Annotated in this window: 12 protein-coding genes; 6 read left to right on the forward strand and 6 right to left on the reverse strand. The window is 43.2% G+C overall.

All coding sequences use genetic code 11. The features are described from left to right. Window positions 1-425: 425 nt before the first annotated feature. Complete coding sequence (locus M917_RS00295) at window positions 426-1127, reverse strand: G/U mismatch DNA glycosylase (RefSeq protein ID WP_021812741.1); 702 nt, start codon at window positions 1125-1127, stop codon at window positions 426-428. 339 nt (window positions 1128-1466) lie between these two features. On the opposite strand from M917_RS00295, the gene upp reads away from it, so the two are divergent. Together upp and M917_RS00305 are read left to right on the forward strand one after the other, a co-directional pair. Further along, window positions 1467-2126 carry a uracil phosphoribosyltransferase gene (gene upp / locus M917_RS00300; protein ID WP_021812742.1) on the forward strand — a complete coding sequence of 220 codons (660 nt, stop codon included), beginning with the start codon at window positions 1467-1469 and terminating at the stop codon, window positions 2124-2126. Window positions 2127-2230: 104 nt separating this feature from the next. Then, window positions 2231-2983, forward strand: a complete 753-nt coding sequence (locus M917_RS00305; protein WP_021812743.1) for an SDR family NAD(P)-dependent oxidoreductase — start codon at window positions 2231-2233, stop codon at window positions 2981-2983. Between the two features lie 159 nt (window positions 2984-3142). Here the strand turns inward: M917_RS00305 and M917_RS00310 are convergent, their stop codons facing one another. Next, window positions 3143-3799, reverse strand: a complete 657-nt coding sequence (locus tag M917_RS00310; RefSeq protein ID WP_021812744.1) for a hypothetical protein — start codon at window positions 3797-3799, stop codon at window positions 3143-3145. Window positions 3800-4052: 253 nt separating this feature from the next. On the opposite strand from M917_RS00310, the gene M917_RS00315 reads away from it, so the two are divergent. Further along, window positions 4053-5015 carry an alpha/beta fold hydrolase gene (locus M917_RS00315; protein ID WP_021812745.1) on the forward strand — a complete coding sequence of 321 codons (963 nt, stop codon included), beginning with the start codon at window positions 4053-4055 and terminating at the stop codon, window positions 5013-5015. A 69-nt stretch (window positions 5016-5084) separates the two neighbouring features. Here M917_RS00315 and M917_RS00320 read toward each other — a convergent pair whose 3' ends face one another. From M917_RS00320 to tyrS, 3 genes are read right to left on the reverse strand one after another with little or no spacing between them, the layout of a single operon-like run. After that, on the reverse strand, window positions 5085-5315 hold the full coding sequence (locus tag M917_RS00320) for a DUF1653 domain-containing protein (RefSeq protein ID WP_021812746.1): 231 nt from the start codon (window positions 5313-5315) through the stop codon (window positions 5085-5087). Window positions 5316-5327: 12 nt separating this feature from the next. Further along, on the reverse strand, window positions 5328-6101 hold the full coding sequence (locus M917_RS13820; RefSeq protein WP_021812747.1) for a TIR domain-containing protein: 774 nt from the start codon (window positions 6099-6101) through the stop codon (window positions 5328-5330). Between the two features lie 5 nt (window positions 6102-6106). Next, window positions 6107-7321, reverse strand: a complete 1215-nt coding sequence (gene tyrS, locus M917_RS00330; RefSeq protein WP_021812748.1) for a tyrosine--tRNA ligase — start codon at window positions 7319-7321, stop codon at window positions 6107-6109. A gap of 119 nt (window positions 7322-7440) precedes the next feature. On the opposite strand from tyrS, the gene M917_RS00335 reads away from it, so the two are divergent. The 3 genes from M917_RS00335 to M917_RS00345 all read left to right on the forward strand — a co-directional run bounded on the left by M917_RS00335 (window position 7441) and on the right by M917_RS00345 (window position 11339). Next, complete coding sequence (locus M917_RS00335; protein WP_021812749.1) at window positions 7441-8850, forward strand: anhydro-N-acetylmuramic acid kinase; 1410 nt, start codon at window positions 7441-7443, stop codon at window positions 8848-8850. Between the two features lie 165 nt (window positions 8851-9015). Continuing rightward, window positions 9016-10326, forward strand: a complete 1311-nt coding sequence (gene fabF / locus M917_RS00340; RefSeq protein ID WP_040641519.1) for a beta-ketoacyl-ACP synthase II — start codon at window positions 9016-9018, stop codon at window positions 10324-10326. A 116-nt stretch (window positions 10327-10442) separates the two neighbouring features. Beyond that, entirely contained in the window at window positions 10443-11339 is an 897-nt protein-coding gene (locus M917_RS00345; protein ID WP_021812751.1) for a hypothetical protein, read from the forward strand. A gap of 163 nt (window positions 11340-11502) precedes the next feature. Here the strand turns inward: M917_RS00345 and M917_RS00350 are convergent, their stop codons facing one another. Then, window positions 11503-13320 carry an aminopeptidase P family protein gene (locus tag M917_RS00350; RefSeq protein ID WP_021812752.1) on the reverse strand — a complete coding sequence of 606 codons (1818 nt, stop codon included), beginning with the start codon at window positions 13318-13320 and terminating at the stop codon, window positions 11503-11505. Between the last annotated feature and the right edge of the window lie 79 nt (window positions 13321-13399).

The raw sequence follows: 13399 nt of genomic DNA on the forward strand, positions 1-13399 counted from the left end.
CACTTCTGGAAACCGGTCAAGTGATTATTGAAGGATTTAGCAGTTTATTTCGGTTGATTGAAAATACTAACTATCTTTCAATGAGTTAGCTATTCCATATGTTTGAATTTATTTTTAAACGTGGTCGCTTATCGAGTGTTTGGGTTTATTAACGTCAATTTTCTCTTTTATATAGTCGATTCTAAATAAAACAGATACATTATATTTCAACGCTAAACTGGAATAAACTTTTCTCACTTGCTGTGCCTTCGCAGTCTCGATGCTACGAAACTTCTCGTTTACAGATAAGCATTCCAGTTTTTCTGACTCATTTTTATACTGAACTCACTATAGCTTGTCTCTGTAGCAATTTTCTATAGACACAAGTTGCACGACCACTATCTATCTATCTATCTATCTATCTATCTATCTATCTATCTATCTATCTATAACTTACCTATTTTTTTAAAGAAATCTTTATAGGCCGCGACTTTTTTGTCTAACGCTAACGGATAAGCGCGTGAGGTAGAAGGCAATCTATATAAGGTTAAATCGTTTACATCAGTGGTTTGATGACTGTCTGCATTTTGCCATTGATAAGGGTACGCCATACTTTGATTGGTCTTAGGGTATTTAGATTTGGCTGGTGGTGTTGCAAGCAAACTCATCAACACCTCTGTTGCTTTACCGCCCGTGGTAAAAAGTGTCTGCACCTTTGGCACTTGCGGCAAGATATTGTCTAAATCAACTGATGTCACTACGGTTAAGTTTTTATCAGAGGCGTTGCCCGTCTCGCGAATGGCTTGCTTCACCGTTGGGCAAGAAGCGATACCGCGCTCAAACATAAAGTTACGAATACGTTCAGGATCAAAACGCTTCTCTTCCCCTACTCTAAAATAATCGGCATCGTCAAAAAACACGCGTCCATAAATACGCCACATATCGTTGTAGAAATTAGGATAATGAAAGGACATCGCCCATTTATCAGCAGCCGGTGGAAACGTCCCCATCATCATCACGGTGGCATTGGGCGGTAAAACAGGTGGGAACGGATGAGTTTCTACTGCTGCGGCTCTTGTTTCAGACAATATAAACTGATTATCCGCTTGGTTCGCGTTATTTTCGGCATTAGCTGGTTGTATGGTCATGATATTCTTCATCAGAAAAGGGGTTTTTTTGGTATCATAGCAGGCCTAAACACTGCTTCACTTGAATGACGTTATATATAGTCGATACTGAGTAAAATGGATACATAATATTATGATACGGGACTGTTTTGTATATTGACCTGACTATCGCCAAATACAATTGACTTAAATAAAACCAATCCTGTTATAAATGCATTTGGCTTACTTTGTTATCAGAGCGTTAATCTTACTATTTATGTGCCAACCTAGAGTTAAAGTGCAGTAAGTGTTTGTATCTTTTATACTAATAGCAACCGCAATAACTGCGCAAGCATTAGCCCAAAAATTAAGAGAATCCTTATGAGTGACTTAAATAGCGGTCTAAAAATTACGGTAATCGATCATCCATTAGTCCGTCATAAACTCAGCCTAATGCGCGAAAAAGACTGTAGTACTTATAAATTTCGGACGTTGACCAAAGAGCTTGCGCGCTTAATGGCGTATGAAGCAAGCCGTGACTTTGAAATTGAAACATTTCCAATGGAAGGTTGGTGTGGTGAAATCACTGGTGAGCAAATCATGGGTAAGACAGCGACGATTGTACCGATTTTACGTGCGGGTATTGGTATGTTGGACGGCGTGCTCGACTTGATTCCTACCGCAAAAATCTCTGTCGTGGGTCTACAACGTGATGAAGAAACGTTGCAGCCGGTACCTTTCTTTGAAAAGTTCGTCAGTCACATGGACAAACGCCCAGCGCTCATTATTGACCCAATGCTCGCGACTGGTGGCTCAATGGTAGCAACCATTGAAATGCTGAAGAAAAATGGCTGTACTAACATTAAAGCATTGGTTTTGGTTGCCGCTCCTGAAGGCGTACGTTTGGTTAACGAAGCGCATCCTGACGTAACCATTTATACCGCCGCGCTAGACAGTCATTTGGATGAGCATGGCTATATCATTCCGGGTCTTGGTGATGCAGGTGATAAAATTTTTGGCAAGCAATTATTAAATAAGTAACTAGCAGTATTTCAGGTGATATGATCGATTCTAAATAAAACAGATACATTATATTTCAACGCTGAACTGGTATAAATATACAGCCTCAAGGATAAGGATAGATAATGAACGTATTGATTACAGGCGCTAGTGCTGGGTTTGGTAAAGCACTGGCTGAACGTTTAGTGGCAAAAGGTCATCGCGTCATTGGTTGTGCGAGACGTATCGATAAACTTAATGCACTGGCAAAAACCTTAGGCGATAATTTTTTACCTGTCGTTATGGATGTGAGTGATACTGCCTCTCTTCCGCAAATCATCGCTGACTTACCTGATGGCTTTAACCAAATTGATGTCTTGGTCAACAATGCAGGGCTAGCACTCGGTACAGAACCTGCGCATAAGGCCAGTCTCGATGATTGGATGCGCATGACCGATACCAATATTAAAGGTTTGATGGCACTGACCCATGCCATCTTGCCAGCGATGGTAGCGCGTGACAGCGGTTATATTATTAACGTAGGTTCGATTGCGGGCAACTGGCCGTACTATGGTGGCAATGTTTACGGTGCGACCAAAGCTTTTGTAAAACAGTTTAGCTTAAACTTGCGGGCGGATCTGCTTGGTACACAAGTGCGCGTCACTAACCTTGAGCCAGGTGTTGTTGCAGGTACGGAGTTTTCCAACGTGCGCTATCATGGTGACGATGATAAGGCCGCAAAAGTTTATGATGGCTTTAAAACCATGACAGGCGAAGATATTGGCGACATTTTATTATGGCTTATCGAGTCGCCAGCGCATGTTAACGTCAATCGTTTGGAAGTGATGCCAGTGGCGCAAACCTATAATGGTTTGACGGTTGCTAAGCGCGATTCGTAGTCTATAATCAGTTAAAGATAAAAAAGGGGGCGAAAAACAAGCTTTTTGCTGGGCTGATTGTTCTCGCTTGCTGTGCCGTTGCAGACAGAGGCTTCGAACAATTCAGCCCAGCAACCTTTTAGTCTTTTTAAATCGAACCGACTATATCACTCTGTCTCATCAACGTAGCTCATAAAACCGAAGCAGTATAGAGTGATCTACATTGCTTTTTTTTATATTTTCAATTTTTATCTCATTGACCAAACGCAAGTCCTGAAAATCTAAAATCAGTACTTCATTACGCAGGCGCTCGCTAGTGCGTTTATTGTGGCGTATTGGAAATCCCAATACTTGTTTGCCGACGATTTTTACATGATTCACAATAGTCGCTGAATGAGATGTTTTTATGTTTTCAGCTATTTTCTGGGCATTAATGATCGCGGTAGCGGGATTGACGGTTGTGACTAAAATCTTGGTTTGCCGAATGCTTTTGGATAAGTCTCCTGCAAAAAACACTGTCTGCTCCAATGGTAAATACTGGGCGTGACGCATTAATTCTTGCCGAAATAAGGTAGGCATATCCGTGTTAAAGCTGTCTTCTGTTTGCTGATAAAACGCCGTAAAATTACGATGAAGGTAACGTCCAAATACCGTGCTATTAACCCATTCTTGATACGTGTCATTTGCTAGCAACTGCTGGGTAAAAGCAGGTGCATCTGGGATAAGGTCAGTCGTGAGCATCGCCTTTAAGAGTGTTTGCGGAGTGATAAACGTCTGCTGCTGCCAAACTTGTGGATACAAGCTGCTATCAAGTAATGGTAATGTCGATTGATTCATGCGCCGATATCCTTGTCAGTCATCAAATATCACAACCACTATTTGTACCATCAGCCAACTTCTATACTATGGTCATGTGACTGTTTTAATATAACAGTCTTTCATTCAGAGTATAGAGAATTTTGCCATGATATATTTTGCCCAAGATAGGTCGATTCTCAAGAAAACAGATACATGATATTCCGACGCGGAAATGGTATAAATTTTTATACTGAAATCACTATAGATCGATAAACCAAAGCGATATCACCTTATGAAAATAAACCTCCTTTCTTTACCAAGGCATTATCAATTACAGACGCTAAATGTGGCACTGGCTGATGGTACGCTATTGCCGGTATCTGTCATTGGCAACGGTCAACCCGTCATGATACTACATGCGTATGGGATGGATGCGCGTGAGTTTTTGCCTTTTATCCTACCGTTAATAGATAAGTATGAGTTTTACTTACCGCATTTTCGAGGATTTGGCGCGGCAAAAGATATCAAGCTCACTCAGTTTGATTTTGTGCGTCAGTATGCCGATGATGTTAATACTGTGATTGAAAAAATCTGTATGACTCGTCACGTAGAGTCGCTACCAGTCGCCGCTATCTCAATGGGCGCACTCGTGATGTGGGCGTATTTTGAGCGTTTTGGTACATCACGAGTTAGTCGCTATATGAATATAGATCAAAGCCCTGTGATTCATAATCAAGTGGATTGGCAAGGTGGGCTGTTTGGAAAACAGCAACAAGAGATGTTTGATATCTTTCATGAGGTGGTAGACATGACACTGCCGTATGCCAAGCTTGATAGCTTTACGCACTTGCCTTTTGCTCTTAAACGTCGCGTCACAGATGTCGAACGTTTGTTTTCCTTATTATCCGTGAATCGTCCGCGCTCAAAGGCCATCGTACAAATATTGACCCATCAAAAAGATCATAAATTGGTATTTTATGACCACAGTACGTGGCAACATAAAATGCGCTGCCTACAAGCCTATTTGGCATTGCCCTATGATTTTCGGACAATAATAGAAGACGTTACGATTCCGGTAGTTAATCTCATCGGCGGTCGCTCCAAACTATACGACCCAATATGGCAACAAAAAATCACGCAGATGCTTCCCAATGCTCACGAAATTGTTTTGCCGCGCTCAGGTCATGCGGTGCCGCTGGATGAGCCTATTAGGTTTTATAAGGTATTAAAGGATTTTTTGGATAACAAGGTTTAGATAACAATAAAAAAGCGACTCCAAAAGTCGCTTTTTTATTTGCTCGAGCTATTTAGCAAAAACTTAGCACTAATCAGCCAACGTTTTAATCAATTCAAATCTTGCTACGTCTTTGCCGTCAACTGTGACCGTTTCAGCAAACATGCTTAAAGGTCGCACCCAAACGCCATATTCACCATAAAGACAACGATACACGACTAACGACTCTTCAGTCTCTGAATGCTGTGCGGTATGAAGTACTTGATAAAGGCTACCTTTATAATGGCGGTAAATGCCTTGAGGTACGTTTGGTTCAGTCATTATCAACTCCAATTAGTCAATTTTATTCATATCGACATCATAGCCAGAGCTTTTCATTTCTCTAGCGATTCTATACTTCCAAGCTCCGCCTATATCCATAGGTTCATAAACCATGCCTGAAATATCACCAGGGGTTTCAACATCTTCTTTTACTAACGCTACTACATTTTCTCTACCAATCTTGCCAATTAAAAGTCCATGCTCGAATACGACATTTTGTCTTGCTCGTGGCTTTAGGTTATTCGGTTCAGACTTTACGCCACCGATATCGCATGCGGTATAAAGCACAATAGCAAAACCAACATCAGTGTGTTTTTCTAATTTCTCAATAATGGTAGAGCCTGAATTAGCTTGTTCATGAAGAATAATAGCCTCAAATCCAAGCTTGGCGACAAATCTGGCTACTGTCTCTTTAGCACCATCATCATGACCGTGAACGATAAAGACTTTCAATTTATCACTAAAGTTTGTTTGAATAATTTGATCCTCTTTTTGCGAACCTTTAGAAACCTCTAAATCGTAAATTAGAGTATCTATTAAACCAATAAGCTTATTTTTACCACTATTCCACATTTGCTCTTTAGTTGTATTGTTCCCTCCAGAATTAAAACCTCTAAAATAGAAATTAGTGGAATTTAAAACATCGTGATACTTTTTCTTACCTTCAAAAAAATTATCTACTATTACTCCTGCTTTAAGTAGAAGAGCTTCTCTTTTATTAGTATAGCCACGCTCCAGATTCTGAACCTCTATTTTCAGCTTCTCCAGCTCTTCTAGTTTATTCATGTTGACTACCCCACCGTCACTTTTGCATACGCCTTTTTGCCTGCTTGAATGACGACTGTCTGACCTGACGTTAAACTAAAACCTGCATTGACTTCTTCGCCATCTACTTTTACCGCATTACGTTTTAACATATCTTTCGCCGCAGCACTGTTCTTAGTCAAACCTGCTTGGTTTAGTATCTGTGTGATAAACAACGACTCTTGACCATCCTCAAGCGTTAACGTCACTTCTGGTAAATCAACAGGCAATTCGCCATCAGCAAGCACATTACCGGCTGATTTGTGTGCATTGGCAGCGGCATCAGCATCATGAAAACGCTCGATTAACTCTTCGGCCAAAATACGTTTGATTTCTTGTGGATTGCGGCCGCCTTCCATCTCTGCCATTAAGACTTCGATCTCTTCCATCGGCTTAAAGCTTAAAAATTCAAAATAACGACGAATTAAAGTATCTGGCATCGATAGAAGTTTTTGGTACATCGTGCCTGGTGCATCATGAATTGCAACGTAGTTATTTAAGGATTTAGACATTTTATTGACGCCGTCCAGCCCTTCTAGAATTGGAACGGTAATACATACTTGCGACTCTTGACCGTAGCGACCTTGCAAAGTACGACCCATAAGCAAATTAAAAGTTTGATCGGTACCACCAAGCTCCACATCGGCTTTTAGCGCAATAGAATCATAGCCTTGCACCAATGGATAGAGAAATTCATGAATAGAAATGGGCGTTTGCGACGCATAACGTTTAGAAAAATCATCACGCTCAAGCATACGCGAGACTGTTTGTTGGCTGGCAAGCTGAATCATATCAGCGGCTGACATGTCATTAAACCATTCGGAGTTAAAGACCACGCGGGTTTTTTCTTTATCCAAAATTTTAAAGACTTGTTCGGCATAAGTGGTCGCATTGGCTTTGATTTGCTCATCAGTCAATGGCGGACGTGTGCTGTTCTTACCAGAAGGATCGCCAATCTTGGCAGTATAATCACCAATTAAAAAATAAATCTCATGACCCAAATCTTGAAAGTGCTTGAGCTTATTGATCAAAACCGTGTGACCCAAGTGCAAGTCGGGCGCAGTGGGATCAAAACCTGCTTTGATACGCAATGGACGGTTCAGTTTAAGCTTAGCAATCAAATCTTCTTCCGATAGGATTTCTTGCGTGCCGCGCTGGATAAGGGCAAGCTGTTCTTCTAGAGTGTAGGTTTGCGTCGTCATGATTATCTCTTTATTGTCTTTATTAAAGGGTAAAGGCACGTGGACTATTTAAAATCGCGTAGCCGTCAAAAAATGTTAGAATTTGGCAGATATACTAGCGTTTTTTAAGGTAAATTGCCATGACCAAGCCCGCATCAATGACTGATACTCCTGATAATACTCATACAGATTTAAGTTTAGATAATGAATTAGATAACCCGTCAGATGATTACTTAGATACTTATTTGAATAATAGTGACGACTTAAATTACGCAACGCTAACCGAAGCGCTCGAACAAACCGTGTTTGAAAACTTTGATGATGGCTTGTATATCGGTATGATGTCAGGGACGAGCTTGGATGGTATGGATGCCGTTCTTTGTCAGTTTGATGACAAGATTGATAGTAAAAACGAGACGCAGCAACCCATGCGCTTGCTTGCGACATACAGTCAAGACTTCCCAACGCGTTTACGTGAGGTTTTGTTGGCACTTTGCCAGCCCAATGGTGTGGATGAATTAACACCAGAAGCGGATGAACCAAACAGCGAATTGGACTGGTTCGGCTGGGCAAGTCGTGAATATGCTGAGTTTGCCAGCGACGTGGTCAATAACTTATTGCAGCAAGCAAATACAGATGTAGAGGCTGTTCTGGCCATTGGTTGTCATGGGCAAACCGTACGCCATCGTCCGCAGATGGGCTTTAGCTTGCAGCTCGTCGATGCCAATATTATCGCTGAGCGTACTGGTATCAGTGTCGTCAGTGATTTCAGACGCCGTGATATGGCGGTTGGTGGACAAGGTGCACCATTAGTACCAGCATTTCATCAAGCACTATTTGCCACAGCTGATAACACGCGTGTATTATTAAATTTGGGCGGTATTGCCAATATAACGGTCTTGCCAGCCATTGCTCATGAAGACTCGAATCATCAGCCAGCAAATGATGTCGTTGGTGATATTGTTGGTTATGATACCGGCCCTGCCAATTTATTATTGGACGCATGGACAGCATTGCATACCGATAAAGATTACGATGATGGTGGCACATGGGCGCAGTCAGGGCAAGTCGTGGAGCCGCTGCTTAATCAGTTTTTAGAACATCCGTTTTTTGCGCGATCTTATCCTAAAAGTACTGGCCGTGAAGACTTTAACCTACCATGGCTACAGGATGAGCTACAAAAATTCGACCAAGCGTCTGCCAATATTCGCTACTCATCTGCTGATGTGCAAGCAACGTTGACCGAGCTGACAGCCATTAGTGCTAGCGTACAAATCAAACAATTCCTAAATAAAGACGGGCTAAAATCTAGTGCCGTCTATGTGTGCGGTGGCGGTGCGCTTAACGACTATTTAATCAAACGTCTGCAAACGCATTTACCGCATTGTACAGTAGAGACCACGGCAAGCTTAGGACTCGATCCCACTTGGGTGGAAGCGGTCGCATTTGCATGGCTAGCAAGACAAACATTAATGGGTGAAACGGGTAACTTGCCAGCGGTAACGGGAGCAAGTAAAGGCGTGGTATTGGGGCAAGTGTGTTTTGCCTGATTGGTCAAATTTTAGTTTACATACGTGCACCTATGTGTTTTATAATGAATTTTGAAATGCCCTCCTCTTAGGACTCGTAAGTACAGGATATATCGCATGAGCCAACACGACAGTTCATCCACCGCGCAAGCTGCAAACGATACTGCCGCTGCACCGAACCATAAAATGCGTCATAAGCCACCACACTACGAACGCACTGACGATATGCGAGTGGTAGTCACAGGTATGGGCGCCATTACCCCACTTGGTCTAGACGTAGATAGCTCATGGGCAAGCCTACTTAATGGTGATAGCGGCATTGCCACCATTACCCACTTTGATGCTGCAAACTATCGTGCGCAAATTGCAGGCGTCGTTAAGGACTTCGATGCCAAGCAATACATGAGTGCCAAGGACGCACGCCGCTATGATGATTTTATCCATTATGGTATTGCTGCCTCGGCCATGGCATTAAAAGACGCCGGATTTATCGATGAGGTGAGCGCGGATAACAGCCCTGTAAAAGGGGTAGATCAAGAGCGTTTTGGCATTATCTTAGGGTCAGGTATTGGCGGTATTCAAACCATCGAAAGCAGTCGCGACATGCTGCGCGAAAAAGGCGCTACCAAAGTATCTCCCTTTATCATTCCAGGCTCTATTGTAAATATGGCCGCTGGATTGGTAGCGATTAAGCATACTTTACAAGGCCCCAATCTTGCGACAGCGACCGCCTGTACGACTGCCACACACGCTATGGGTCTGGCAGCCCGTTTGATTACTTATGGCGATGCGGATGTTATGCTGGCTGGTGGTAGTGAAAAAGGCTCAAGCCCACTTGGTATGGCAGGCTTTGGTGCCATGCATGCGCTGTCGACTCGTAATGATGAGCCAACCAAAGCATCACGTCCATTTGATAAAGACCGTGATGGTTTTGTGCTTGGTGATGGTGCGGGTATGGTGGTATTAGAAAGCCTTGCCCACGCCAAAGCACGCGGTGCGACGATACTGGCTGAACTGGTTGGCTTTGGCATGAGTGATGACGCCAGTCATATTACTGCCCCGCCAGAAGATGGTAATGGGGCAGCACGAGCCATGCGCAATGCTTTAAATGATGCAGGTATCGATCCTTCCGCTGTTGGTTATGTCAACGCACACGGCACAAGCACACCAGCAGGTGATGTTGCTGAATCGATTGCTATTGAAACCGTGTTTGCACCAGTAAAAGACAGTATATTGGTGAGCTCAACCAAATCTATGACGGGTCATTTGCTGGGTGCTGCGGGTGGTGTTGAAGCCATATTTACCGTACTCGCCCTACAGCATCAACATGTGCCACCAACCATTAACTTGGAAAATGTTGAGGACAACTGTAACCTCGATTATGTGGCCAACCAATCGCGTAAAGTTGACAATCTACAGTATGCCGCATCCAATAGCTTTGGCTTTGGCGGTACTAATGGCTCATTGATATTTGCGCGCTGGCCTATCAGTCACTAACCTATAAAAGTTTGCAACGCAAGTCGTTGTAACGTTGGCGTCAGATTTGCTACGTTTGTCCACTTGCAGCCCCTTATCGTACTTGCGTATGATAAGGGGTAATTTTTGGAACATTTATGGACGATACCATGTCAAGCTACTCATTTTCTCATCAGTTTTACCAGCGCTGGACGTGTGCGCCCGAACCTATTCGCGCAGCCATCACCCAAGAGCTAAAAGACATCACCACCCTACTGCAAAATGATACGCCATTTGAAAGCTTTGTGTTTCATACCCATGATTTAGATACTCATGTCGATGAACTGTATGAAAATCATGAGGCTGAGCAAGCAATTGCTAAGGCGATTGCCGACAAACAAGCGCAAGAGCAAGCGGCTGAAAAACGACGTTTAGAAGAAGAACAAAAAAAACAAGCCGAAGAAGACGCTAAGCGCAAAGAGATAGCTAAGTTAGAAGAAGCCAGACTTTATGCAGAAACAGAAGCTGCGCAGAAAAAACAAGAGAAAGATGCACAGTCAGCCAGTGAGAAAAATAACGGCGATGAAGCAGGCGCCGCTATTGGTAATATAAACGCGGACAGCCCTACTACTATTAGTAGTACCGTAAATAGTAGTACCGTAAATAGTAGTACCGCAAAAGCCAGTTCTGAAAGCACTTCTATCGAAAGCAGCTCTGATAATAAAACCATTAGCGAACATGCCAATGCTATTGGCAGTAGCAGTGTTGACAATACTCACCATGATAAACACATTAAAAATGATCACAGTATTAAGGCGGTTAATTCTAAAGCCAGTGCAGCGATCAGCTTGGCCGTAAAAGATGCAAAATTGAGTGCCACGCATCAAGAGTTAATCCGTGAGTTAGAAATGCAGATTGATGACTATCTAAGCGATCAGATGATGCTGATGTCTGAAAACTTAAAATCTTGGTTACGTGCCGAGATGACTCAGCATTTAAATGAGCAAGGTACATCAGCGGGTAATGAAGAAGTTGCTAAGAAAAATAGTCATTAATGGTTAGTGCTTGATTGGTACTATATATCTTTCTAAAATAGTTAAACCTTGAGACACCAAACGTTGCATACGAAAAAGCCCCGTCAATGAATGACGGGGCTTTCTTTATTATTGCAAAAATGAATTTCACAAAACAAGTCGTTTTATTTTAGACAACTTGTTTTTAGATGGCTTGCGTACGCTCAGTCAGCCACTCAAGCGCAGCACCATCAACGCGATCTTTTAGCTCTGCAAACACTTGACTATGGTATTCATTGAGCCAGTCAATCTCTACTTGATCCAACAATAACGGCTCAATCAAACGTGTGTCGATTGGGCAATAAGTGATGGTTTCAAAGTTCAAGAAATCACCAAATTCTGTCTCAGTGGGGTTTGCCACTGGCGTATTGACGACCAAGTTTTCGATACGAATGCCCCACTTGCCTTCACGATATAGACCCGGCTCATTACTTGAAATCATGCCGACTTTCATCGCACGCTCTTTTGGGGTACTGGCACTATAAGCAATGACTTGTGGGCCTTCATGGACATTCAAGAAATAACCAACACCGTGGCCAGTACCGTGGCCATAATCCATCTGTGCCTGCCATAATGGCGCACGGCAAATCGCATCGATTAGCGGTGAAGCGATACCATCAGGGAAATGAGCACGTGCCAAGGCAATATGCGCTTTTAATACCGTGGTAAAGTCACGTTTGTGCTCGCTATTTACGTGTCCGATTCCGACCACGCGAGTGATGTCAGTCGTGCCATTTTGATATTGAGCGCCTGAGTCAATCAGCAATAAGCCGCCATCGCCTTCATTCGCATCAAGATAACTGAATTTTTCTGGCGTCGCACGGTAATGCGGCAAGGCGCCATTTTCATTAAAACCTGCGATGGTTGGAAAACTTGGCGAGACATAGTGTGGCTGCTGACTACGTACCTCAATCAGCATACTATCAACATCCAGCTCACTCAGACGCTCACCTGCCGCAAGGCGTTGCTCAAACGTGGCAAAAAACTCACAGAGTGCCGCCCCATCTTGGCGCATGGCTTCACGTACATGATTAATGTCAGCATCAGATTTCACAGACTTTAATAAAGTACTTGGCGCCATTTGCTCAATGAAGCCCACATCATCTACTATTTTTGATAACGTACCTACCGCCACTTTGCTTGGATCTAATAACAACAAGTCCTCTGGTGTCAGCGTACTCAATGCATCCTGCACAGACTCGTAATCAGCCAGTGTGATACCGCTATCTTCTAAAATTTTGGCAATGTCAGCACTGACTTTATTATTATCAACAAACAACGTTGCACTGTCTTCGCTAATTAGCATATGCGCTAAAAACACAGGATTATAATCGACATCAGCGCCGCGCAGATTGGTGAGCCAAGCAATATCATCTAAGCTCGACAGTAAATGATGCGTTGCCCCTGCTTCTGCCATACCTGCGCGCACAGCTGCAAGTTTCGATGTCGCAGACTGCGCAATAAACGACTCGTCGTGTACGTATAAATTAGCGGCTGGCAACGCTGGACGATCCGTCCATGTTTCTGACAAGACATCACGATCAGTAATCAACGTAATATCATGAGCGTCAAACGCATCTAATAGTCGATCTTGCTCAGCGATAGACAACACATTGCCATCAACGGCAACGCTATCGCCTTCTTGCAGACGCTCAGCTAACCAATCAATGTGGTTCGGCTGACTGGGCGCAAGTTTCTCTAAGCGGATTCCAGTTTCGTTTAATTGATCGGCGGCGTGTACCCAATAGCGACTGTCAGTCCACAGGCCAGCAAAGTCCGAGGTCACAACCAACGTACCGACTGAACCGGTGAACCCTGATAACCATAGTCTTGCCTGCCAATACTCTGGTAAGTATTCAGACAAATGCGGATCTGCAGACGGTACGATAATCGCGGTTAGGTCTTGTGCAATCAGAGTCTGACGCAGGCTATCGATACGATCATGGATGATTTGTTTATTCATAAGAGGTTTCCTTATCGATTTTGGAAAATAGGACTAAAAAAAATAGAACGGTGAGGCGACTATGGATAGCCGTCTTATT

It is taken from the genome of Psychrobacter aquaticus CMS 56, assembly GCF_000471625.1.
GTDB lineage: Bacteria > Pseudomonadota > Gammaproteobacteria > Pseudomonadales > Moraxellaceae > Psychrobacter > Psychrobacter aquaticus.

Excerpts from the sequence above, each read along its gene's own strand:
- M917_RS00295 (WP_021812741.1), bottom strand. The coding sequence starts at position 1,127 with ATGACCATACAACCAGCTAATGCCGAAAATAACGCGAACCAAGCGGAT.
- M917_RS13820 (WP_021812747.1), bottom strand. The coding sequence starts at position 6,101 with ATGAATAAACTAGAAGAGCTGGAGAAGCTGAAAATAGAGGTTCAGAAT.
- M917_RS00350 (WP_021812752.1), bottom strand. The coding sequence starts at position 13,320 with ATGAATAAACAAATCATCCATGATCGTATCGATAGCCTGCGTCAGACT.
- M917_RS00335 (WP_021812749.1), top strand. The coding sequence starts at position 7,441 with ATGACCAAGCCCGCATCAATGACTGATACTCCTGATAATACTCATACA.
- fabF (WP_040641519.1), top strand. The coding sequence starts at position 9,016 with ATGCGTCATAAGCCACCACACTACGAACGCACTGACGATATGCGAGTG.
- tyrS (WP_021812748.1), bottom strand. The coding sequence starts at position 7,321 with ATGACGACGCAAACCTACACTCTAGAAGAACAGCTTGCCCTTATCCAG.
- M917_RS00305 (WP_021812743.1), top strand. The coding sequence starts at position 2,231 with ATGAACGTATTGATTACAGGCGCTAGTGCTGGGTTTGGTAAAGCACTG.
- upp (WP_021812742.1), top strand. The coding sequence starts at position 1,467 with ATGAGTGACTTAAATAGCGGTCTAAAAATTACGGTAATCGATCATCCA.
- M917_RS00320 (WP_021812746.1), bottom strand. The coding sequence starts at position 5,315 with ATGACTGAACCAAACGTACCTCAAGGCATTTACCGCCATTATAAAGGT.
- M917_RS00345 (WP_021812751.1), top strand. The coding sequence starts at position 10,443 with ATGGACGATACCATGTCAAGCTACTCATTTTCTCATCAGTTTTACCAG.
- M917_RS00315 (WP_021812745.1), top strand. The coding sequence starts at position 4,053 with ATGAAAATAAACCTCCTTTCTTTACCAAGGCATTATCAATTACAGACG.
- M917_RS00310 (WP_021812744.1), bottom strand. The coding sequence starts at position 3,799 with ATGAATCAATCGACATTACCATTACTTGATAGCAGCTTGTATCCACAA.